Here is a 21181-nt window from a genome sequence, read left to right as displayed (position 1 = left end):
ATTGTTTATGGTTTAAGAGAGTATGAAAATTTATGTTACATATTTAAACTTTTCCATTTTATAAATAGGAATAGTTTAAACTTTTCCATCTTAAAAAATGGAAAAGTTTAAATGCGGTATATTCCACGACAAATTACAGACCGACTCCTTGCTTCTCCTAAGAACAAGGCAACGCTTTTGTTGGGAGCAAGACAAGTAGGAAAAAGTACGCTCTTGAAGCATCTCCTGAGTGAGGTTCCACATTTGTGGGTTTCCGGAGATGATCCTAAAACTTGCTCAGATCTTTCCAGGCTGATTTCTCCGACTGATTTGAAGCAATACATAGGAGATAACAAGGTTTTTGTAATAGATGAGGCGCAAAGGATTGACAGTATCGGTCTACTTCTTAAAAGACTGGTTGACTTGCAATTGGATTGCAGAATAATGGCGACCGGCTCAAGCTCCTTGGATTTGGCTTCCGGCGTGTTTGAGTCTGCTGCCGGCAGAATTCGAGCTTATCAGTTAATGACTTTTTCACTGGAAGAGTTGACTAAGTTTTTTGGCTGGGGGGAGGTCAGTCAAAATCTGTCTGATAGGTTGGTGTATGGAAATTATCCTTTTGTGGTGGAAGAAGATCCTTTCGAAGCAGAACAAAACCTTTCCATGCTTTTCCAATCCGTGGCCTTCAAAGATATCTTCTCTCTTTCCGGCATCAGAAAACCTGCTGGATTTACTCGATTGGTCGAGATATTGGCCTATCGCATTGGCGGTCTGTGTACGGTTGATTCTCTTGCTAAAGAGTGCGGGCTGAGCGCTTCAGCGGTAGAAAATTATTTGTCTTTGCTTGAGCAGTGTTTTCTTATTAAGGTATTGCCATCATTTTCAAAGAATTTGGCAAATGAACTAAAAAAATCAAAGAAGATTTACTTTTGTGATGTGGGCCTAAGAAATGCCGCCATTGGTGATTTTCGTCCGTTTTCTACTCGTCCTCCTGAAGAGCAAGGGGCGTTATTTGAGAATTTTTTCATTATGGAGAGAATTAAATTTTCGCTCTACCGTAATCCTCTGACTCGCCATTATTTCTGGCGTACAAAAAATCGCGCAGAGGTTGACCTCATTGAGGTCAATAATCAACAAATGACAGCTTTCGAAGTAAAACTTTCACGAGAAAATGTCGCGGCTCCTCCTTCATTTTTAAACGCCTACCCCGATGCAGATTTTTTTGTTGTTAACCAACATAACTTACAAAAATATTTATTGGAACAGCATTAGAAGAAAGGGAACGGACAGGAAAAAGTAGAAGAGTATCGCCTGCGGAACGTGTCTCCTTTTAGTGTCATGGAGCCGTAATCTTTCTGAAATTAAACCGTCATAAAGCAAAAATAGAATCTCGGCAACTTGTTGAACAGAACACATTGTCGAGAAATCTCTATGAATTCAAAAGAAACTCAGAAAAAAACAAAATTATCGGCCGAGAACGTAAATTTTTACTATGGAGAAAAGCAGGTAATTAAAGACGTCTCTCTTTCTTTTAAAGAAAATGAAATTACCGCTTTAATTGGTCCTTCGGGCTGCGGAAAAAGTACTTTCCTGCGTTCTCTGAATCGTATGAATGATTTAATTGAGTCGTCAAGGATAGACGGCTTCATTACTCTCGAAGGAGAGGACATCAATTCTAAAGAATGTGATGTTGTTGAGCTCCGCCGGCGTGTCGGCATGGTTTTTCAGAAACCAACTCCTTTTGCTAAAAGTATCTTCGAAAACGTGGTCTACGGCGTAAGACTTAACGGTATCAAGGATAAAGAAGAGCTGATGAATATTGCCGAGGAGAGTCTTAAAAAGGCAGCTTTATGGAATGAAGTCAAAGACCGTCTCCATCAATCAGCTTTGTCTCTTTCCGGGGGCCAGCAGCAAAGACTATGTATTGCGAGGGCCTTGGCGGTTTCTCCGGAGGTCTTATTAATGGATGAGCCGGCAAGTGCGTTGGATCCGATCGCTACGGAAAAATTAGAAGAAGGTATTAAAGAGTTGAAGAACGATGTTTGTATTGTCATCGTTACACACAATATGCAGCAGGCCGAAAGAATCTCGGATAAAACAGCCTTCTTTTATATGGGAGAATTGATTGAGTGGGGAGACACGAAGAAGATCTTCCACTCTCCCGATTGCATGAAAACAGCGCAATATGTCAGCGGTTCTTTTGGCTGATGTGGTTACCGCGGAAGCTGCGTAGTCTGCAGAATGTCGAGGAGCTCAGCAGGATCTGTAGAACGCGGCCAAAGGACGCTAGCTCTTTTAGAAATAAAGCCTTTATTTTGGGCATTTTCCAGGAAACGGAAGAGGTCATCATAGTAGCCTTTAAAATCCAAGAAGCCTAACGGCTTTTTGAAGATTCCTAACCAATTGCTTGTAAGAACTTCGAAAGTTTCTTCCATGGTTCCGATACCGCCGGGTAAGACCACAAAATAGTCGGCCATCTTTCCCATCAGGCGCTTTCTTTCAGCCATGGTTGGCGTGATAAAGAGCTTAGAGAGGTTGGCTTCGGGACGCTCGACGTTATAAAGAATTTCAGGAATGACTCCAGTGACATGTGCACCGGCACTGAGAGCCGTTTGAGAAACAATTCCCATCAAGCCGGTTCCGCCTCCGCCGAAGACCATATCCATTTCATGTGAACCAATAGCGGTGCCGAGAGATTCCGCTAATTCCTTGAAAGCAGGATCGTCACCGAGGTGAGAACCGCAGAATACACATACTGTTTTACGCATTTTGCCAAAAATAAAAATCCTCACTCAACAGAAGATGTGAGTGAGGGAATTTTACAACTAAGATTACTGAGCGGTGCCGGTGCCGTTGACAGTGTTGGCTTCGGCAGCTTGAGCAGCCTGAGCCTGCATAGCTTCTTGCTGTACACGCTGAGCGAACATGGCTTGGAAGTCGATTTCGCCCATGTAGACAGGAGGCATGCCTGCACGTGTCAAAAGATCGGACACATTGGAACGCAAGTACGGGTAGATTGCAGCCGGGCAAGTGATGCCAAGAATCATCGGGAGATGTTCCTGAGGGATGTTGTGAATGAAGAAAATACCGGCTTGTTTGCATTCAACCAAGAAAACAGTCTGTTCCTGACCGTTTGCTTTTGACTTTGCTGTGACAGTTCCGCGGACGACAACTTCAAAAAGATCTTCAGCGTCAGCAAGCTTAGTCTGTTCAACGTCAACTTGAATGCTGATTTCAGGAGCGTCCTGAAGAAGGAAAATCTGAGGAGCGTGCGGCATCTCGAGAGAAGCATCTTTCAAGTAGATGCGCTGGATGGCGAACTGAGGTCCGTTTTCTTCCTGTGCTGGAGCTGTGTTTTGGTTTTCAGCCATTTAATAGTCCTTTATTAAAAATGAGATTGAAGAAACAGATTAATGTTTCCTTTTTGCCTTTTCTTTTCTATTGATCGCAAGGTTGGTGAGCGGAAGCTTGGCAGCCTGCCATGCAACAATACCGCCTTCGAGTGTGTAGACTTCTGCGAATCCCTTACCCTTCATGTCTTTTAATGCTTGAGCTGTACGGCGTCCGTTTTGGCAGACAAGAATAACAGGTCTGTTTTTATCCAAGGTACCGAGTTTTGCCATCAGATCTTCGGTTGGAATGTTGACAGAGCCGGCCAAGCTGCCGGTTGCAAATTCTTTTGGAGTTCTGATGTCAACTAATTGAGCATTCTTGTCGTTGACTTTGATAACAACTTCTGCAGGGCTCAGACCAGAATTTTTTCCTTTGGACAAAGATGGAAATGCCAAAAGAATACCTGAGCCGACAAAGCACAGAATGAGGAGAATATTTTCAGTAAGAAATTCCATTTTGGAAGCTTTTCGTAAGTCTAAGATTTATCGTTTTATTTGATAGGTTTCTAGCCTATCAAATAATGCCAGTTACTTTAAGCTTCATATTATGGAAGAAATTGACCTCCTATTACAACTATAAATTTGAAAGGAGACATATTTCTCGCGGCTGATTTATGGAGGGACAAAAATAATCAAACAAAGAAAAAAGTTGAAAACACTTTTCAACAGAAAGATCCAAAAGCCGTTACAGGAGAACAGAAAGTAATTCTCATCGATAAAGAAATATTGGGATGGCGCGGACTATTTGAGCTACTCTCGCCGGCGTTTGGCTGATTGTTTCGGCACCTTGGAAAGCATTTGACAAAAACTTCAGGTAATTGCCAAACAAATACCAAGGAGCGCTACTTTCCGTAATGCGTCAAGGATAATGAAGCGCTTCTTAGTTAAAAAGATTGTCCGAAGTCATTACTTCGTCATTTCAGTTTGTCGTACTCCTCGTCTGTCACCGGTTCGAGCCATTCATTGGAAGTATTTTCTCCAGGAAGCTCGAAGGCCAGATGAGCGAACCAACTGTCGGCCGACGCTCCGTGCCAGTGCTTCACGTTAGCAGGAATGTGGATGACCTTTCCAGGCAGAATTTCCACTGCTGGTTTGCCTTCCTCTTGATACCAGCCGCGGCCTCCTACGCCGATAAGCATCTGGCCGCCGTCCTTTGTCGCTTTATGGATATGCCAGTTGTTGCGGCAGCGAGGCTCGAAAGTGACATTTGCTATGGGAACCTGCTCGGTCGATATAAAAGCAAGGTAGCTGTTGCCGATGAAATACTGTGCATAGGCTGTATTCGGTTCGCCTATCGGGAAAATCATCTCACGTTGGAAGGCGGCTTTGGCATCTTCACCAGCCGTATCCTCCGCCCATACGCCTTTGGCGAGGGTAAACGCCGCCCAAGCCTTCGGCCAACCGGCATAGAAACCGATATGAGTAATGATTTCGGCAATCTCGGAGCGCGAAATTCCGTTTTTCTTTGCCGACTGGAGATGGTATACGAGCGAATTATCTGTGATTCCCTGACTGATAAGCGAGGTAATCGTGACCAAGCTGCGATCACGCAGATCAAGTTTGTCGGTGCGGTTCCATACTTCTCCGAAGAGGACATCGTCGTTGAGTTCCGCAAATTTAGGGGCGAAGTCGCCGAGTTGGTCGCGCCCTGCTGTCTGTACTATTTTTTCCTGTGCCATAAAATTGAAAGTAAAAATCTAAAAAATTTTGTTCGTAATCGTTCATTGCATAAAGTTACGAACGACTTGAAGGCGATAATGAGTTGCACCAACGCCAATTTTTTCAGCCATCTCAAGAGACTCAACAAAATGTTCTTGTTCCCACTGTCTTCTGGTTTGTTCGTCAGGAGCAAAGCCATAGACAATGTCTACCGCAGCCTGATCACAGGCAATCGGATCAGTGCTGAGAAGTATTCCGATATCGCCGATATTCTTTGCTCCGTCACAAGCATCACGTCTTTGAGGCTCAAGCAAATCAATGATGTTGAAGAAAATCCATTTTCCCGGTTTGAAATCAAGCGCAGCTTTGACGGCGTCCGCCATGGATTCACTGGTGACCTTTTCTCCGGCTGATGAGAAATAGTCAGCTATTTTGCCTCCGCTGTGGATCTGAGCAGCTCCTTTGGGCGTGCCCAGGCAGATGGAAAGATTTTTCATTGAGCCGCCATAGCGAGGAAGATTATGTCCTTTGAATCGAACGACCGAGATTAGAGAGTCATAGTCAGCGAGCTTAGCTCCGGTGATAAATGTCTTGAGGTGATAACCTCCTTTAACCGAAAGAGCAATCTCGCCTTCCGAGTCTAATATGTCGATCGGACCGGCCTTGTCGAAGCCGTTTGCTTTTGCGGTTGCCAAATGAGCTTGTGTATTGCTGCGGGCGCCGTCAAAGTAGTTGCTGTCGATCATGGTTCCTTTGACATTTTCAATGAGAGGCTTGATTAACATCGGATCGATTTTTACTGCGCTGTCTCGGACGTTGGAGAACGTCATTTTGATACCGACTTTGCCGGAGAGCTTGTACTGACTGGCTTCTAGAAGCTTGAGCATGGCTTCAGAAGAAACTATCGGACTGTAGAATACGACCGGCGCGTTTTTATCTTCGGTCAGATGAGGAAGCCTGATGTTTGCAATCGGCGTGCCGGCTAAGAAGTTTTCTTGAGCATGAAGGACAGAGGCCAAATGACTGCCAAAGTTAAAAAGACTCAGCATGCCAAGGTTATTTAGAAGTTTCCTGCGTTTCATTTTCTTTCTCTGAAAGTAAGTCGTTTTTAGCCCAGAGAACTTCCTCTAAGGTTTCGTTGTCCAAACCTTGTCTAAAAAGTTAGCCATAAATTCGTAGTGCTCTTTCGTTTCCGGCGCTTTGGGAACTAAATAGTATTGAGCATGCGAAAGGCCTTCATAGACAAGCAGGTCTGTAGGGACTTTGTTTCTCAGTAAGTTGCGATGCATTCTGACGGTGTTGCTTAAAAATAAGTCACGTGTTCCGGAAATCAGCAGGGTTGGAGGAAACGCTTTTAACGTGTCATTGGAAGCATTAACCGGAGAGAGCAACGGAGATTGGTAGGCATGACCATTGGCATAGGCTTTAGCCGCTGCATCAATCATACCGTCGTATGTGCCGAGAATATTGTCAACCTTGTCGTTGACGAAGTAGCTGTCGCCTTTCTTGCCAAGCTCAGACCATGGCGTACCGGCGATAATTGCGGCAGGCATAGGCAGTTTATTTTGATGAGCTTGGATGGGCAGAACAAGAGCCATTCCGCCGCCGGTTGAAGTTCCAAAAACCGTGATGTCTTGTGGATCGTATTGAGCGAGAAGAGCTTTATAGACTGTAAGAGCGTCATCGATAGCGGCAGGAAAGGGGTGTTGGGGTGCCATGCGGTAGTCAACACAAACGAGCTTATAACCTTCTAGGCCTGCCATTAAAATAGCCTCTCCAAGTCCGGAACGTCCATGTCCAAGTACGTAGCCGCCTCCGTGAAAATAAAGAATTACCTTATTCTTTGCATTCTTTTTAGTATGTTTCGGCTGAAGAATGAAGACAGGAATGCCATTCATCTTTTCTTCAAAGATTTGTACTCCCAGTGATTTTGCAAGTTTGAGGTTATTCACTGTGGCCGAAGCAACATAGCCTTTTTGAATTTTTTCCCAATCTTCTATCGTTTGTGGTGTCTGAAGCCAGAAATTAGACAGCGGGGCGCTGACTGCGACAGTCATCTCAGGACTTAAGTCGGAATGAATTGGGCGCGCGAAGGAAGATCCAATCGATCCTTGGAGACCAACAACTATGGCGAGAAAGAGGAGTGATTTTTTCATAAAAAGCTCCTAAAGTCTGTTAACAACGGCCAGAGCGTTTAATGTTCTCGGAAAGCCATTGAGAGGAAGAGCGACCTGTAACGCATCAACGAGATTTTGCTTTGTGTATCCTTCTTTCAGATTTGCTGCACCATGGGCCTTTAACTGAGGCTCACACGCACCTAAAGCGGCAATGCAAGAGAAAACGGCCAATTCTCTTTCTTTGATATTCAAGCCGCTTCGGGTATAAAAATCGCCGAAGCAGTACCCTGATAAATCATTAATCATCAACGGCTTCATGTTGTCGGATGTATTTTTGTGCATTTGAGTAATGGTATCGCCAAAAATTGCTGTCTGGACTTCAATACCTTTTTCGAGTCGGTTGTCGTCATTGACAGAGGTCTGAGACGGCAGAGGAAGTTCAATGTGATGTTCTTTAAATGCTGCATTGACACCTCGCATCGTTTGTTCCACTCGTCCAATTCCAACATAAGGTGCGGTTTGGTATACGGCCTCCCTGATAACAAGTGGTTCTACTTCGGCTCTAAGAGCATCGGAAGCAATTTCGCGGGCTTGAGCTTCAAGAGCTTGGGCAGCACATACAGCAAGCAGCGAGATGAATTTCTCTTCAACAGTGAGCGTGCTTCCTCGAGAGTTCAAAGAGAGAAGGCGATTTTTAATTTTAAGGAGGTCTTCGTCGGGAGAAATTAAAGTTTCAGAAAGCGGAGCCGATGAAGCCAAGGATCCTGTTGTTCCGACAACTGATGCAAGTAAGAGATGACGTCTAAAAAATTTTGGCATCTTGAACTCCTTGTTTTCTGCTTAAAGATTATTGATAGGGATGTGTGTCTAACCATATGATTAGTCTAAGAAAAATATCTAATTATTTCCAATGAGAATTTATAATGAAAATAATGCATAAAATTCATAAATAATCTAAAGTCTATGGACCTCAAAGTTTTAAAAGCATTTTTGACTGTTTGCAAGACAGGCAACATAACAAAAGCAGCTGAAGAAATTTATTTGTCGCAGCCGGCTCTATCTCGACAAATTCAAGATTTGGAAGAGGAACTCGGCTGCAAACTTTTGAATCGCCATACTCGAAGTCTTTCTCTTACGGAAAGCGGCTATTTGTTTTAGTTAAGAGCCCAAGAGATTCTTGAACTGAGTGCACGGGCAAAACGCGAACTTTCGCAGCAAGGCGAACTTGGCGGTACTATCGTGCTAGGTGTAGTTGAAAGTTCCGTGATGGAATATCTTTCGAGAAAAATAAAGAAGTTCCGGGAAAAATATTCTCGAATTAAATTTCATATTCATTCTGCAACCGGAGAAGAACTAAGAAAAAAAATTGATGCAGATAAACTGGATCTTGCCGTCCTGATAGAACCAGTGGAGGTCGCTAAATATAAAAGTGTTCCGTTAGATATAAAAGAGCGGTGGGGTGTGGTAGTGAGAGAAGACTCTGTTGAACAGGAACGACTCGCTTTTTCCAAAAAAGAAGCGGCATCTCTGGAATTAATCCTGCCGTCGAGAGACATTGTTATTGAGGAGATTTGTGAATGGCTTGGAGTTTCGGAGAAAGACCTGAAGATTGTTGCCTTGCATAATCTTCTATCTAATGCAACAGCCATGGTTCAAAACGGTCTGGGTTCATCTCTATGCATCGAAGGCAGTTTCACCAATCGCGGCTGTCCGGGATTGCGCTTTGTGCCGATCGAGCCGGAAATGACTTCAGGTCATGTCCTGATTCGGAAAAGGAATAAGTCTCTGCCCAAGATAGCCGAGCACTTTTGGGAATTTTTAGAAGAAGAAATTAGGAAAGACCACGAGGTCGAGGCCTGATGACGGATACTGGCTTCTATGCTCTGAGGATACCCGGAATTGGAAGATGAGAAAAATGAAGAGAGGAAAACGTAATTGCGAATAATTCTCGATATCATCCTAGTTCCGAAAGACTGCCAAAATAACCAAGGAGAACTTCATGGCTTCATTTGAGATGGGTGTGCAACTTCTGAAAAACATGCTTATTAAGAAGAAGAGCTACTCAGCTTTCTTTGCAGATGAAAGCGATGCCTTACACAAAGCTTTTCCAGCAAAAGCAACGGTTCATGCAGGTCCGTTCGGGATTCCTATGTTATGGAACTCGGCACGAAACTTTCTGGAGAAGAAGTCTTTTGAACCAAGAAAAACAGAAGGAATTGCTTATGTGCATACTCCTTTTTGCGAAAGCCGATGCCTTTTCTGTATGTTTTACCAGAATCCTTACTCGAAAGAAGCGTCAAATGCGTACACAAATACTCTCATAAAAGAATTCGAACTCTGGAACGGCCGAGCTGCACAAAATTCCGCACCTATCAAGGCTCTGTATTTCGGAGGCGGAACACCAACAGCTCTCGAAGCCTCCGATATCAGAAAGATCCTTGGCGCAGCGCGTAAAAACTTACCGCTTGCAAAAGATTGCGAGATTACCTTTGAAGGCCGTGTACATGGCTTTTCTGATGAAAAACTTGAGGCTTGCTTGGAAGGAGGCGTAAATCGTCTATCCATCGGCGTCCAGACATTTAATCCGGAGATCCGCCGTGAAATGCAGCGTCTGGATTCTCCTGAATTTATTATTCATCGTTTAGAAGAACTCGGTGAACACGACAATCTTGCAGTGGTTATCGATCTTCTCTTCGGCTTTCCCGGACAGAAAGGAAAGGTGTGGACAAAGGATTTGAGAATTGCAGCTGAGTTACCGATTGACGGGGTTGATTGTTATCAACTGAACGTTTTTGAAAAATCTCCTTTGAACACCCGCATCAAATCCGGACTATGCGAACCTGCAGCTACTTTGGCAGAAGCCGCTGACATGTATGCAGAAAGTGTTGAAAAATTTTCTTCTCATCCGGATTGGCATCGTTTGACCAATACGCATTGGGCCAAAACGCCACTGGAACGTAATCTCTATAATCGCCTGGCCAAAGGGCCTTCCGACTGCCTTCCGTTTGGCTGCGGTGCCGGCGGAAAATTATTTGGATACAGCTGGATGCAGGAACGCAAACTAGCGAAGTGGAGCGATATGGTCGACAAAGGACTGAAGCCTGTTTTTGTCATGATGAAGCCTCAAGAACATTGGACGTTAATGCGGACATTGGCAAGCAGTGTGGAATCAGGACCTTTCAACTTGTGTGAGATTGGAGGCAATTTCAACGTTGACATCGAAAAACCTTTGAAACCGGTGATGGATCAATGGATTAAAGCTGGCCTCTTAGAGAAATCCGGTGACCTCTATAGCCCGACAGTTGCCGGTCAATTTTGGTACGTTACCATGGCACAGCTAGCTACCGAAGCACTGACCATGATCATTTCCAAGGATGATTCATTTAAAGCCGATCCGATTACTCAGAGCGTATATTCGCCAAATCAAGCCGAGGCTTGGCTCAAGACAATTAACAAGCGAGAGAAATAGAGAAGAAATTTCCAAATCTGCGTAGTTTCTAATGGCCTATCTCTTGAGAAGGAGAAGAACTTCTACTTTTGGGAAGATTGAGATGACTGTAAATACTAGGCTTGAGTTCAAGCACTGGTAAAATGGAAGTTCATTTTTCAATTTCCTTCGGAAAACTATATGTACAAAATCGTTTTGATGAGACACGGCGAAAGCCAGTGGAATCTCGAAAACCGTTTCACAGGCTGGGTAGACGTTGATTTGACCGAAAAAGGCCGTAAAGAAGCCGCATTGGCCGGACAGCTGTTAAAGAAACAAGGATTTGTCTTTGATCTTTGCTACACCTCTGTGCTCAAGAGAGCTATCAGAACACTTTGCATTGCTTTAGACGAGCTCGACCAACTCTATCTTCCTGTTATCAAAGATTGGAGATTGAACGAAAGACACTACGGTGCTCTTCAAGGACTTAACAAGAAAGAAACGGCCGAAAAGTTCGGCAACGAACAAGTCATGATTTGGCGCCGCTCTTACGACGTTCCGCCTCCGGCATTGTCCAAGGAAAGCCCGATGTGGCCGGCTAATCAGTCTCGTTATCGCTTAGAAGATCCGGAACTGATGCCTTTGACGGAATGCCTCAAAGATACTGTGAAAAGAGTTGTTCCTTATTGGGAAAATGAAATCGTTCCGAAGATCCGCGAAGGCAAGCAAATCTTAATTACAGCCCACGGCAACTCCTTGCGCGCTTTGATTAAACATTTGGATAACATCAGCGATGCGGACATCGTTGGTTTGAACATCCCGACGGGAACTCCTCTTGTCTATGAATTAGATGAGAACATGAAACCAATCAAGAGTTACTACCTCGGCGACCAAGAAGCTATTAAAAACGCAATGGCTGCAGTGGCGGCACAAGGTAAGGCAGGAAAGTAAACTGAAAACTCAGGTTGTTTTGAGAACCGCTGCTGTCTTATTGCTGGCGGCAGCATGCTCGTTTAGTACGATGACAACAGGTTTCGCGGCGCAGAGTCCGGAACCCGCGTCATCTTCTAGTCAAAAGAAAGCCAAAACGGTTAAAAAGGCCGTCCAAAAGAATTCTGCCGTTAAAAAGAAAACGACGGCTAAAAAAACAACCGCAAAAAAACAAACCGCGACGAAGCGTTCCTCTCAGCAAAAAACAACTAAAAAGAGAACCTCTTCTGCACCAAAGAACGTTTCTGTCAGTCAAGTTTCACAACAACGAAGTAATACGCAGCAAAGAATCGAGAAGTTGCAGGCCTCAATGGCTGAAGCTCAGACCAACAGAACAAATATTCAGGCAGAACTGCAGAAATCAGAAAAAGAAATCGGCAAAGTACGGCAAAACCTTCAAAATCTGCAGAAAGAGCGCCGTGTCGTAGAAAGAGATCTTCGAAATCAGCTTCGCCAAAAACAAAAGATCGAAGACGCAATGGCTCAGGAAAGAAAAATCTTGAGTGAAATCGACAAACAACGCTTGGAACAAATCAGCCTTCAAGACGCACCGGACTGGCTTGGAAAAAGCGATCCCCATCAGAAAGCTAGGGCTGAGGCTTTGCTCGAACTTTTAAGGGAGCGTTCTGCGACTTCTTATAAGAAACTGGAAGAACAGCAAAAACAGCTCGAAAAAGTTGTGTATGCATCTCGAGTTTCCGGAGAAAAGCTGCGAAATAATGTCAGCAGCGAACGCCAGCAGCAGCAAAAACTGGTAAGCGAAAGAAGAGAACGCCAAAGGACGGTTGTTCGTTTGGAAAAAGATCTGGCCATGAAGGCCACCACGCTCAAGAAACTTGAGCAAGACGAAAAACGACTCGCCAGCTTAGTGACGAAGTTGCAAAATCAAAAGAAAACTGCTTATCGTCCTCCTGTCGTAAAGAAAGGCACGACAGAAAAAGCGGCTGCGGCTTCCGCACCAAAGACACAGAGCGGACTTGTGCTCGTCTCTTCCGGTATTCCTGTTCTTGGAAAAGTCGCCGCATCTTATGGCCAAAAACGTGCAGCAGATAAGAACATGGGCAATTGGAAAGGCGTAGTATTCAGCGTCAATGAAGAGCAGCCGGTTAAAGCCGTCCGTGCCGGAAAAGTGGTCTTTGCCGATTATCTAAAAGGTTATGGAAACTTATTGGTTATTGACCATGGACGGGGCTATTTTACGGTTTACGGTAACAACTCTTCGATGGAAAAAGATATAGGGGATTTGGTAGAGGCCGGAGAAATTATTTCTCATGTTGGTTCAAAAGAAAGCGATCTCTCGGTTTTATACTTCGAGTTGCGTCACAATGGGAAACCAATTAATCCGAATAAGTGGCTAAAACTTTGATAATCTTGAATAATTTTCTAGAAGCTAACTAAAAAAATATTATGAAAAGTGGAATCCGCGGCATCATCTTGGTCAGCGTAGGGATGATTGCAGGTGCAGTGATCGGCGCCGTTACGGCCGAGCCGGTTGCTAATAAAAAAACGACTCTTCCCTTAAGTGAAATCAGACAGTTCACCGATATCTATGGTGCTGTAAAACAATTCTACGTCGAGCCCGTCTCAGACAAAAAACTGATGAAGGAAGCTATTTCGGGAATGCTTCATGGGCTGGATCCGCACTCCGCTTTCCTTGACGAAGAATCTTTTAAAGAGCTTCAGGAAGGAACAATGGGCGAATTCGGAGGACTCGGTATCGAAGTTACCTCTGATCCGGCGGGTGTTAAGGTAGTTTCTCCGATTGACGATACTCCGGCAGCCAATGCCAATGTCCGTGCAGGTGACGTTATTTACAAAATTGACGGCAAGCTTATACGTGACGTTCCTCTGAATGATGCAGTTAAGATGATGCGAGGCAAGCCGAATACGCAGATTGATCTTTCTATTCTTAGAAAAGGAGAGAAGGCGCCTTTGAACATCAAACTGACACGAGCCATCATCAAGGTGAAATCTGTCAAATTTAAAGCCCTTCCCGACCATATGGGATATGTGCGTATTTCTCAGTTCCAAGAAAGAACGAATTCGGAACTGGCTAAAGCCATCAATGAACTGGCTAAGACAGACAATTTGAAAAACGGCTTAGTTTTAGACTTGCGCAACGACCCGGGTGGTTTGCTCAATGCTGCTGTCGGAGTTTCTGCGGTATTTTTGCCGAAGGGAGTCAAAGTCGTTTCCACAAAAGGGCAGGTTGAAGAAGCTAAAAAAGATTATTTGACGGTTCCTGCCGACTATAGGACAACTAAAGAAGATGATCTTATTGAGCGTCTGCCGCCGGCAATTAAGAACATCCCGTTGGTTGTCCTCGTTAACGGAGCTTCTGCCAGCGCCAGTGAAATCGTGGCCGGTGCCCTGCAGGATCATAAGCGCGCTGCCATCTTAGGAACCAAGACTTTCGGGAAGGGGTCAGTTCAGACTGTCATCCCATTGAGAGGCGATGCGAAGAACATGGCCATCAAACTGACAACGGCAAGATACTTTACGCCTACAGGACGCAGTATTCAGGCTAAAGGAATTGTTCCTGACGTTGAAGTAAAAGATACGGCGGAAGGAAATTTCTTAGACTTCGATATCCGCGAAGCTGACCTAGCTAACCACTTGGAGGTTGAAGATACTTCAGCTCCGAAGCCTGTTCCCGTGGACGCAGGCAAGCAGAAGTCGGCAGGACAGATTAAGGAGAAGGTTGTCGATGAGAAGGGAGAAGAAAAGAAACCTGCTCCCAAGTTCTATAAGTATGGGGAGCCGGACGATTACCAACTCCAGCAGGCAGTCAAGTATCTGAAAGAAAAGCCGAATGGTACAAAACCTGCTAAAAATTCCCGCATTAAAGAGCGGATTGAGCCTATCAACCAACCGAAGAAATAGCAGTATTGATTCTCAAGGAAACACCTCCTTGCGTGAAAACAAGAAAGGAGGTGTTGCTGTCTTGAAAGCAGAACCGATTCTAAGAACGGATGCCTAAAGCCGTACAGATAAGTTTGTCTACTGAATTCGGTTCGGTATTTGTCCGTTGGATGCCTTTAGAGAAAGAAACCCACTGTCCGAGAATAAGGGAGAACAGCAGTTCGCTTCTAACCTGTACATCGTAGTCGGAAAAGATTTCCATCTGTGCAACGGCAAGACTCAAAGACTGCTTGAGCTGTGTACGCAACTTGCTGAACAGGAGATTGAGTCTATGCTGAAGTCTTTCATCCTCTTGAGTCAGAAAATCGCCGCACATCAGAATTACCATGCCGGGATTGGTGCGCGTCAAGCTAATCAAAGTTGTGGCAATCATGCGCGCCTGGTGCATTCCCGAAGGATTGGACTGTTGAATCTGATTAACCGCTGTAAAGACGGCGCTTTCAACATAGGCGATTAGAGCATCATACATTTGAGCTTTGCTGGCAAAATGCCGGTACAGAGCAGCCTCGGACAGGCCGAGGTGAGCGGCCAGGACCTTCGTTGTAATGTGTTTTTGTTTAGAACTCTGGAGAAGGTCCACAAGGGCCTTCAGAATATCCAGTTTTCTTTCCCCCGGTTTCGCTTTTCTTGTTTTTGGTTTTTGGATTTCTTCTTCCATTCTTATTCCGATTTAATCATCGTTCCCACGCCTTCAGGAGTCAGGATTTCCAACAGCAGGCAGTGGTCAACGCGGCCGTCAATGATATGTACGGCTTTCACTCCGTTTTTTGCAGCTTCCAAAGCGGAAGAGATTTTCGGATACATGCCTCCGGAAATGGTACCGTCTTCAAATAAGGCATCGATTTCCTTGGAGGTTAATCCGGTAATCAAATTTCCTTCTTTGTCTAACACTCCCGGTGTATTAGTGAGCATCACGAGCTTTTCAGCTTTTAAAACTTCCGCCATCTTACCTGCGACAACATCAGCATTGATGTTGTAGGCAAGCTCATCTTCTCCTAAACCTACCGGAGAGATGACCGGAATGAACGCATCGTCCTGAAGAGCTTTTACGACAGCCGGATTGATGGATTCAATTTCACCAACCTGTCCGACATCATAAAATTTGTCAGGATTCTGATAGTCACGAAGCCTCAGACGCTTGGCTTTAATTAAGCAGCCGTCTTTGCCGTTTAGGCCGACGGCTTGACCGCCGAAGCTATTAATCAATGTGACCAAGTCTCCCTGGACCTGACCGCAGAGTACCCACTCAACAACTTCCATGGTTTCAGCATCGGTCACCCGCATTCCTTGAATAAACTCGCTTTCTTTACCGACTTTCTTCAGGGCCTTCCCAATTTGCGGGCCGCCTCCATGCACGATAACGGGATTCATGCCTACTAACTTCAGAAGAACGACATCACGTGCGAAAGCGCGTTGAAGTTTTTCATCGGTCATGGCATTGCCGCCGTATTTAACCACGATCGTTTTGCCATGAAACTTCTGGATGTATGGCAAGGCGTCCGATAAGATTTCCGCCTTCAGCTGAGGAGGAACATATGCATTGCTAAGGTTACTCATAGTCTTCAAGCAAAATGGGAACACGAAATTAATAACCGTGAATACTACCATTCAGGAACGTTAGAATAAACTCATACAGGTATTCATTTGAGGACATTACCAATGAAACAAAGTTTCGAGTTGTCAGGTGTAAATTGTATGCACTGCGTTGCAAGAGTCAAGAAGGCTCTTGAGCCGCTTGCAGAAAGTGTTGAAGTTACTTTGTCACCGGCACTGGCTGTTTTGACCGTTAAAGAACCCGTTAGCTTAGAGAAGGTTAATAAAGCTCTTGCCGAAGTCGGTGATTACAAAGCCGTGGCTCTGAATTAATTTCAATTTTTTGAAGCCAAAAAAAACTCGCCTCTATTCACAGAGGCGAGGTTTTTAGCTAGTTTGCGGCTAGATTTCAAAAGTTCCTTTTACAAGGAGCTCTCTGTCCTTCATCATCATCTGGCCTTTGCTTAGGACATGCTTCAAATTCCAATCTTGATCGAATAAACACAGGTCGGCGCTACAGCCGCCGTAAATTTCGCCTTTGCCGGTCAGTTCGAGACCGCGGGCAACGTTTTTCGTTAAGAGAGGAAGAACTTTTTCGGGAGAGTGTCCTCGTTCAATAAGTTTCTTGAGGTCTCTTAAGTTGCAGGCTACACCGCCTACACCTAATCCGATCATTTCTCCTTTATCGTTAAAGCGCGGAACGGATCCGTGACCGTCCGAACTCATCGTGATAAGGCTCGGTTCGATTCCTGCCTCCCAAGCAGCTTCAACAGCGTCAGCGGGGCTTTCGAAGCAGCAAGAGCCGCCTGTGGTGATATCAATGCGGCCTCCGGCTCTCGCAAATTCCAAAGCCTTTTCAAAGACGTATTTGTCGCGGGCGCAGTGTGTGGGGCGAATGTGGCGGATCGGGAAGCCACGTTTAATGATTTCTTCATACATTTCGAAAGCACCGCGGACATTACCGGTGTGAATGTGAAGAACACCAATCTTTCCTGCAATCATGCCGCCGACGCGAATGTCTGTCAGCAGATGGAGAACTTGTTCGACAGTTGGAAAGGAAGAGCGGTGATCACCCAAAGCAATCTTAACTCCGAGCACTTCCGGAACCATAAACAGATCGCCTTTGACGCTGCCTGTTAAGGTTGTTGGCGGGAAAGAATAGTTGCTTGTGTACATCCAGGCGGTGACTCCTTCAGCCGTCAAGGCTCTTACCTTGGCGAGCAGGTTTTCGATGGAACGAGTAACGCTGTCTGTTCCGGATACGCCGACCAAACTTGTTGTACCGCATTCGATTAACTCGCTGAGCATAATCTCAGGAGTACGGGTTTTCGGACCGCCTTCTCCGCCGCCGCCGGTGACGTGGATGTGCTGGTCAATAAAGCCCGGTGTCAAAATCGTTCCCTTGGCATCCAGAGTTTCAAGTTCCGGCAGGCAGACTTGTAAGTTTTCTCCGATGGTGGCTACCTTATCGTTGACTATGAGAATATCTTTGATTCCAAGATCGTCAGGACTGTAGACGTGAGCATTTTTAATAAGCAGGGGCATTAGATTCTCCTTAAGGAATTAGATGAAAATCAAACTTGATGTTACAGAAACAATCATTGCGATGATCATCACAGGAATTGTCCGGCGGATAAGAGCTATAGGAGTCAGGCCCGTAATACCGGATACAGCGATGATAACGCCTGCAATCGGGCTCATTGTACGGGCAATGCCGGCAGAGAGCTGAACCGGGACGGCCAGAGCTAAAGTAGGGATGCCGACGGAAGCGGCGGCTTCAGGAAGAAGCGGGGAGAATGCGAAGAACGCAGCGTTGCCGGAGCCGGTAACGATAGTGGCGATAATCATGATGCAGAGCATGACGAACAGCATGACGAACAAACCGGCGTTTTGCATGGAAGCGGCAGCCTGAATCATTGTGGTAATACCGCCGACTTTGTTCAAGCCGAGAGCGAACAATTCAGCGCACACAATCAAGCTGACGGTTGATGTAAAGACTTTGCCCATGCCCTCAAAAATAGCCTGGGAGTCTTTGCAGCAGAGCTTGAACTCTCGTCTTGTAAGAATATCAACAACCAATGCAACGATCAAAGAAACAATGATCGCTGTGACCAAAGAGAGTTTGATTCCTTTGTAGACCAACGGGGAGAAGATGATTAAGAGGAACAGCGGGAGCATCGGAAGGATGGCATAGTAAGCGGGGCCGGCACCGGCGAGAGCTTTATCAACATCGAGCTCGTCAGCTTTTTCATTAACATTATTAGCTTTGGCGCCTTCGCGTTTGTCGAACCAGCGCTGGACAAAGAAGTGCCCGATAGCCACGGAAGCTATTGTGCAGAGAGCGACTGGGCCTTGACCTTGGATGAAGTATGTGACAACGTCGATCCCGCAAAGATCAGCGGCACGCATGGCGTTTGAAGAAGAAGGTCCTAAGTCCAAGCAGCATGTTGTTGCGATAACGGCCGCGGCGGAAGTTCTGGAAACACCGAGGGCGACAAGCAGAGGATAGATGGAAGCCATCAACAAAAGACCGAGTCCGACAGCGGAGTTAACAAACAAGGCGATGAATTGACCGACTACGTAGGTGATAGCTAACAAAACATATGGGGAACGGATAGCCTGAAGAGGTTTGACGCAAAGCTTAACCAGAGACTTGCTGGCACCTATCCTGTCCATATAAACAGCAAAGCCGGCGATAGCCATGATATTCAAGCCTAAACCCGGTAAACGGCCTTTGACTAGATTGGTAAAAGCTTGGGCAATGTCAAAACCGAAGAAGCCGGTTGAGGCTTTTGCTGCGACCGGAGCATTGCCGAGCATGCCGCCGACGAGTAAAAGGACTAAGCCAATGATTAAAAGGATAATCGGAGGATAGTAATTCTTGAGGACGAAGTAGGCAAGAAGACCGATAGCCAATAGCGTAACGACGACACCTATCATAGTTAACTCCTTTGTTATTAAGATTTGAGCTTTTGTAAGTATTTATTAAAAATCTTTATATGAATTAAGTTCAACTTAATTCAGAGTTAACCGGATCAAGGTCCTAGTAAGAGAAAGTTCCTATTGAATACTCAAGGATTACTATTCTCCTCTTGGCTTTTTAAAAAGTTAATGACTAGCTGAGTTCTATAAGCGGCACTTTGATCGGAAGCGAAAACAGCATAAACGTCTGCGGTAACTGACCATTGAGGAAGAACTTTGACTAGTTGACCGGTCTTCAAGTAAGGTTCGATGTCCCAGTCGGAACGAAGCACAACGCCAAGACCGTTCAATGCCCAGTTCAATGCCACTTCTCCGTTATTAGTCTGCATCGAGGTTTTAGGTTTAACTAGCTCCTGGCGGGAGCCGTTGCTGAGTCTCCATGTCCCGCTGGTTAGATCATCTTCCAAAATGATGATCCCGTCGACATCGGATAAGTCTAAAAAACAAGTAATGGGATGTTTTTGAAGGTAGTCGGGGGAGCAGCATAAATGCTGTTTGTTTCGCTTGATAAGACGCGCGATTAATCGGCTGTCTTTAAGAGTACCGACACGGATGGCGACATCGAAACCACCTTTGATGATATCCAAATGTGTATCGGACAGAATTAGGTCAAGTTTGATATGCGGATACAGTTTTTTAAATTCAACGAGCTGGGCGGCAAGGACCTTTCTGCCGTAGCCGAAAGGTCCGTTGATGCGGATGGTGCCTTGAAGAGAATCACCTAGAGAGGAGATACGTTGTTCGATTTTAGATAGATCGTCAAGAAGAGCTGAACCTTTCTCGAGGTAATACTTTCCTTCTTCAGTAATCCGCAGGCTGCGGGTAGAACGGCGGATGAGACTGACACCTAGCCTCTGTTCTAAAGCTGCCAAGCGCTGGCTGACGGCCGGAGGCGTAATTCCTAAAAATTGTGCTGCGCTTTTGAAAGAATCAAAACGGCAAAGTGCTTGAAAAAATTCGAGATCGGAGATCCTGTCCACCGTTCACCTCACTGATTACCAGCCGCAGAATCTAGGCCATTCGGCAATAACCTTTCCATCGTTAACTACATGGTAGCTGTGATGCTGGGCTGCCATAGCGCAAGCGTGATTCGGCAATATCCGAAGTTTGGTGCCCACCGGAAAGTCTTCGGGAGAGATTGCCTCTCCGGTTCTGTTAACGATAACTCCATGCTCTTGATTTGCAAGCTTGACATAGAGATTGTCAAGAATCTTGCCGTTTACATCACAAACCGCACCGTATCCATAATCAACAGCCTGGGAGGCGGTTCCTCGGTCTCTTGAGAGAGCCATCCATCCGCCATCGGTAATGACCCATCCTTTTTCTTTTTGGTGCCCGATGACTTCGACGAGCAGAGATAAAGCTAAATCTTCAAGCTTGTAAACGCCGACACCTGCCATGACCAAATCGCCGATACAGTAAACACCGCATCGAACCTCAGTGCAGCCAGCCCAATTCTCAGCAAAAGTGGCAGTGGGAGTGGAGCCTACACTGATAATTTCGATATTGAACCCTGCTTCTTTCAGACGGTTTGCGGCTAAAACAATAGAGTCGCGTTCGTTCTCTGCGGCTTTTCTGCATGCCTTGCTTCCCACACATCCGTAGGAGTCTCCGGCATGAGTGAGGACGCCGACAAGTTTTGCACCGTCTGTTAGGGCGCTGGCAATTCCAATGAGGTCGGGAGAAACCGGTTTCACACCTGAACGATGGCCGTCGCAATCAATTTCAATCAGCACAGGGATTTCAATATGACTTTTTTCGCAGAAGTTGCTTAAGGCTTTGGCTGTTTCGACGTTGTCTAGAATGACTTTAAGCCTGCAGCCTTTTTTGATTAGCTCAGCGGCGCGGCTGAATTTACTCGGCGAGATGCCGACCGCATAAATTAGATCTCTGACTCCCCAACTGAAGAAATTTTCTGCTTCCAACAAGGTAGAAACGGTGGCTGGGCCTTCCTGGCTAATCATTTGGCAAAGGGCTACTTCTCTGCTTTTTCCCGTTTTCAAGTGAGGGCGAAGATTAACGCCGAGACGTTTACATTTATCTTTCATCCAGTTGCAATGGTCCCTGAATTTCTTTTCATCCAAAATTAGGCACGGGGTTCTGAGCTCTGTGATTTCCATGGGGGTATTCCTCAATTACCAAACTTATTTGCTAAAAGTATGGCCTGGAAAGCCGTTTGA

22 protein-coding genes are annotated in these 21181 nt (G+C 45.5%); 9 read left to right on the top strand and 13 right to left on the bottom strand.

Annotation, left to right across the window (positions count from 1 at the left end):
• Positions 1 to 111: 111 nt before the first annotated feature.
• Both ADH67_RS08890 and pstB read left to right on the top strand, forming a co-directional pair.
• On the top strand, positions 112 to 1251 hold the full coding sequence (locus tag ADH67_RS08890) for an ATP-binding protein (protein ID WP_066594333.1): 1140 nt from the start codon (positions 112 to 114) through the stop codon (positions 1249 to 1251).
• Positions 1252 to 1410: 159 nt separating this feature from the next.
• Positions 1411 to 2187 (top strand): phosphate ABC transporter ATP-binding protein PstB, encoded by a 777-nt coding sequence (gene pstB / locus ADH67_RS08885; protein ID WP_066594332.1) that lies wholly within the window; start codon positions 1411 to 1413, stop codon positions 2185 to 2187.
• Positions 2188 to 2192: 5 nt separating this feature from the next.
• Here the strand turns inward: pstB and ADH67_RS08880 are convergent, their stop codons facing one another.
• From ADH67_RS08880 to ADH67_RS08845, 7 genes are all read right to left on the bottom strand, one after another.
• Entirely contained in the window at positions 2193 to 2747 is a 555-nt protein-coding gene (locus ADH67_RS08880; protein ID WP_066594328.1) for an LOG family protein, read from the bottom strand.
• 63 nt (positions 2748 to 2810) lie between these two features.
• Complete coding sequence (secB, locus tag ADH67_RS08875; protein ID WP_066594326.1) at positions 2811 to 3350, bottom strand: protein-export chaperone SecB; 540 nt, start codon at positions 3348 to 3350, stop codon at positions 2811 to 2813.
• A 39-nt stretch (positions 3351 to 3389) separates the two neighbouring features.
• Entirely contained in the window at positions 3390 to 3827 is a 438-nt protein-coding gene (locus ADH67_RS08870) for a rhodanese-like domain-containing protein (RefSeq protein ID WP_066594325.1), read from the bottom strand.
• 458 nt (positions 3828 to 4285) lie between these two features.
• Positions 4286 to 5050, bottom strand: coding sequence for a carboxymuconolactone decarboxylase family protein (locus tag ADH67_RS08860; protein ID WP_066594322.1), 765 nt, complete (start codon positions 5048 to 5050; stop codon positions 4286 to 4288).
• A gap of 42 nt (positions 5051 to 5092) precedes the next feature.
• A complete protein-coding gene (locus ADH67_RS08855; RefSeq protein ID WP_066594320.1) occupies positions 5093 to 6112 on the bottom strand; it encodes a DUF362 domain-containing protein in 1020 nt (339 codons plus the stop codon).
• A gap of 45 nt (positions 6113 to 6157) precedes the next feature.
• Positions 6158 to 7186 carry an alpha/beta hydrolase gene (locus ADH67_RS08850; RefSeq protein ID WP_066594319.1) on the bottom strand — a complete coding sequence of 343 codons (1029 nt, stop codon included), beginning with the start codon at positions 7184 to 7186 and terminating at the stop codon, positions 6158 to 6160.
• A 9-nt stretch (positions 7187 to 7195) separates the two neighbouring features.
• Positions 7196 to 7966 (bottom strand): carboxymuconolactone decarboxylase family protein, encoded by a 771-nt coding sequence (locus tag ADH67_RS08845; RefSeq protein ID WP_066594318.1) that lies wholly within the window; start codon positions 7964 to 7966, stop codon positions 7196 to 7198.
• Positions 7967 to 8110: 144 nt separating this feature from the next.
• Here ADH67_RS08845 and ADH67_RS13505 point away from each other — a divergent pair, with 144 nt between their 5' ends.
• The 6 genes from ADH67_RS13505 (at position 8111) to ADH67_RS08820 (ending at position 14447) form a co-directional block, all read left to right on the top strand.
• Positions 8111 to 8305, top strand: a complete 195-nt coding sequence (locus ADH67_RS13505) for a LysR family transcriptional regulator (RefSeq protein ID WP_236578572.1) — start codon at positions 8111 to 8113, stop codon at positions 8303 to 8305.
• Between the two features lie 15 nt (positions 8306 to 8320).
• Positions 8321 to 9007: a LysR family transcriptional regulator substrate-binding protein gene (locus ADH67_RS08840; protein ID WP_336581122.1), complete on the top strand. Its 687-nt coding sequence runs from the start codon at positions 8321 to 8323 to the stop codon at positions 9005 to 9007.
• 139 nt (positions 9008 to 9146) lie between these two features.
• Positions 9147 to 10616 (top strand): heme anaerobic degradation radical SAM methyltransferase ChuW/HutW, encoded by a 1470-nt coding sequence (hutW, locus tag ADH67_RS08835; protein ID WP_084081533.1) that lies wholly within the window; start codon positions 9147 to 9149, stop codon positions 10614 to 10616.
• A 159-nt stretch (positions 10617 to 10775) separates the two neighbouring features.
• On the top strand, positions 10776 to 11525 hold the full coding sequence (gpmA, locus tag ADH67_RS08830) for a 2,3-diphosphoglycerate-dependent phosphoglycerate mutase (RefSeq protein WP_066594317.1): 750 nt from the start codon (positions 10776 to 10778) through the stop codon (positions 11523 to 11525).
• Positions 11526 to 11544: 19 nt separating this feature from the next.
• Positions 11545 to 12930, top strand: coding sequence for a murein hydrolase activator EnvC family protein (locus ADH67_RS08825; protein ID WP_143597737.1), 1386 nt, complete (start codon positions 11545 to 11547; stop codon positions 12928 to 12930).
• A 41-nt stretch (positions 12931 to 12971) separates the two neighbouring features.
• Entirely contained in the window at positions 12972 to 14447 is a 1476-nt protein-coding gene (locus ADH67_RS08820) for a S41 family peptidase (RefSeq protein WP_066594310.1), read from the top strand.
• A gap of 79 nt (positions 14448 to 14526) precedes the next feature.
• Here ADH67_RS08820 and slmA read toward each other — a convergent pair whose 3' ends face one another.
• Together slmA and argB are read right to left on the bottom strand one after the other, a co-directional pair.
• Positions 14527 to 15144 carry a nucleoid occlusion factor SlmA gene (gene slmA, locus ADH67_RS08815; RefSeq protein WP_066594305.1) on the bottom strand — a complete coding sequence of 206 codons (618 nt, stop codon included), beginning with the start codon at positions 15142 to 15144 and terminating at the stop codon, positions 14527 to 14529.
• Positions 15145 to 15146: 2 nt separating this feature from the next.
• Positions 15147 to 16043 carry an acetylglutamate kinase gene (gene argB, locus ADH67_RS08810; RefSeq protein WP_066594303.1) on the bottom strand — a complete coding sequence of 299 codons (897 nt, stop codon included), beginning with the start codon at positions 16041 to 16043 and terminating at the stop codon, positions 15147 to 15149.
• Between the two features lie 102 nt (positions 16044 to 16145).
• On the opposite strand from argB, the gene ADH67_RS08805 reads away from it, so the two are divergent.
• Complete coding sequence (locus ADH67_RS08805) at positions 16146 to 16352, top strand: heavy-metal-associated domain-containing protein (RefSeq protein ID WP_066594301.1); 207 nt, start codon at positions 16146 to 16148, stop codon at positions 16350 to 16352.
• 69 nt (positions 16353 to 16421) lie between these two features.
• Here ADH67_RS08805 and iadA read toward each other — a convergent pair whose 3' ends face one another.
• The 4 genes from iadA to ADH67_RS08785 all read right to left on the bottom strand — a co-directional run bounded on the left by iadA (position 16422) and on the right by ADH67_RS08785 (position 21121).
• On the bottom strand, positions 16422 to 17564 hold the full coding sequence (gene iadA, locus ADH67_RS08800) for a beta-aspartyl-peptidase (RefSeq protein ID WP_066594300.1): 1143 nt from the start codon (positions 17562 to 17564) through the stop codon (positions 16422 to 16424).
• An 18-nt stretch (positions 17565 to 17582) separates the two neighbouring features.
• Entirely contained in the window at positions 17583 to 18959 is a 1377-nt protein-coding gene (dcuC, locus tag ADH67_RS08795; protein ID WP_066594299.1) for a C4-dicarboxylate transporter DcuC, read from the bottom strand.
• Between the two features lie 131 nt (positions 18960 to 19090).
• Positions 19091 to 19981 (bottom strand): LysR family transcriptional regulator, encoded by an 891-nt coding sequence (locus ADH67_RS08790; protein WP_066594297.1) that lies wholly within the window; start codon positions 19979 to 19981, stop codon positions 19091 to 19093.
• A 15-nt stretch (positions 19982 to 19996) separates the two neighbouring features.
• The gene (locus ADH67_RS08785) at positions 19997 to 21121 is read right to left on the bottom strand and encodes an alanine racemase (RefSeq protein ID WP_066594294.1); all 1125 of its coding nucleotides are present in this window, start codon (positions 21119 to 21121) and stop codon (positions 19997 to 19999) included.
• Between the last annotated feature and the right edge of the window lie 60 nt (positions 21122 to 21181).

It is taken from the genome of Turicimonas muris (assembly GCF_002221595.1).
GTDB classification, from domain to species: domain Bacteria; phylum Pseudomonadota; class Gammaproteobacteria; order Burkholderiales; family Burkholderiaceae_F; genus Turicimonas; species Turicimonas muris.
The sequence above is the reverse complement of the archived record's forward strand: the minus strand, read 5'-3'. Positions and strand labels throughout refer to the sequence as shown.

Coding starts and splice junctions, on each gene's coding strand:
- ADH67_RS08890 (WP_066594333.1), top strand. CDS start 112: ATGCGGTATATTCCACGACAAATTACAGACCGACTCCTTGCTTCTCCT.
- pstB (WP_066594332.1), top strand. CDS start 1,411: ATGAATTCAAAAGAAACTCAGAAAAAAACAAAATTATCGGCCGAGAAC.
- ADH67_RS08880 (WP_066594328.1), bottom strand. CDS start 2,747: ATGCGTAAAACAGTATGTGTATTCTGCGGTTCTCACCTCGGTGACGAT.
- secB (WP_066594326.1), bottom strand. CDS start 3,350: ATGGCTGAAAACCAAAACACAGCTCCAGCACAGGAAGAAAACGGACCT.
- ADH67_RS08870 (WP_066594325.1), bottom strand. CDS start 3,827: ATGGAATTTCTTACTGAAAATATTCTCCTCATTCTGTGCTTTGTCGGC.
- ADH67_RS08860 (WP_066594322.1), bottom strand. CDS start 5,050: ATGGCACAGGAAAAAATAGTACAGACAGCAGGGCGCGACCAACTCGGC.
- ADH67_RS08855 (WP_066594320.1), bottom strand. CDS start 6,112: ATGAAACGCAGGAAACTTCTAAATAACCTTGGCATGCTGAGTCTTTTT.
- ADH67_RS08850 (WP_066594319.1), bottom strand. CDS start 7,186: ATGAAAAAATCACTCCTCTTTCTCGCCATAGTTGTTGGTCTCCAAGGA.
- ADH67_RS08845 (WP_066594318.1), bottom strand. CDS start 7,966: ATGCCAAAATTTTTTAGACGTCATCTCTTACTTGCATCAGTTGTCGGA.
- ADH67_RS13505 (WP_236578572.1), top strand. CDS start 8,111: ATGGACCTCAAAGTTTTAAAAGCATTTTTGACTGTTTGCAAGACAGGC.
- hutW (WP_084081533.1), top strand. CDS start 9,147: ATGGCTTCATTTGAGATGGGTGTGCAACTTCTGAAAAACATGCTTATT.
- gpmA (WP_066594317.1), top strand. CDS start 10,776: ATGTACAAAATCGTTTTGATGAGACACGGCGAAAGCCAGTGGAATCTC.
- ADH67_RS08820 (WP_066594310.1), top strand. CDS start 12,972: ATGAAAAGTGGAATCCGCGGCATCATCTTGGTCAGCGTAGGGATGATT.
- slmA (WP_066594305.1), bottom strand. CDS start 15,144: ATGGAAGAAGAAATCCAAAAACCAAAAACAAGAAAAGCGAAACCGGGG.
- argB (WP_066594303.1), bottom strand. CDS start 16,043: ATGAGTAACCTTAGCAATGCATATGTTCCTCCTCAGCTGAAGGCGGAA.
- ADH67_RS08805 (WP_066594301.1), top strand. CDS start 16,146: ATGAAACAAAGTTTCGAGTTGTCAGGTGTAAATTGTATGCACTGCGTT.
- iadA (WP_066594300.1), bottom strand. CDS start 17,564: ATGCCCCTGCTTATTAAAAATGCTCACGTCTACAGTCCTGACGATCTT.
- dcuC (WP_066594299.1), bottom strand. CDS start 18,959: ATGATAGGTGTCGTCGTTACGCTATTGGCTATCGGTCTTCTTGCCTAC.
- ADH67_RS08785 (WP_066594294.1), bottom strand. CDS start 21,121: ATGGAAATCACAGAGCTCAGAACCCCGTGCCTAATTTTGGATGAAAAG.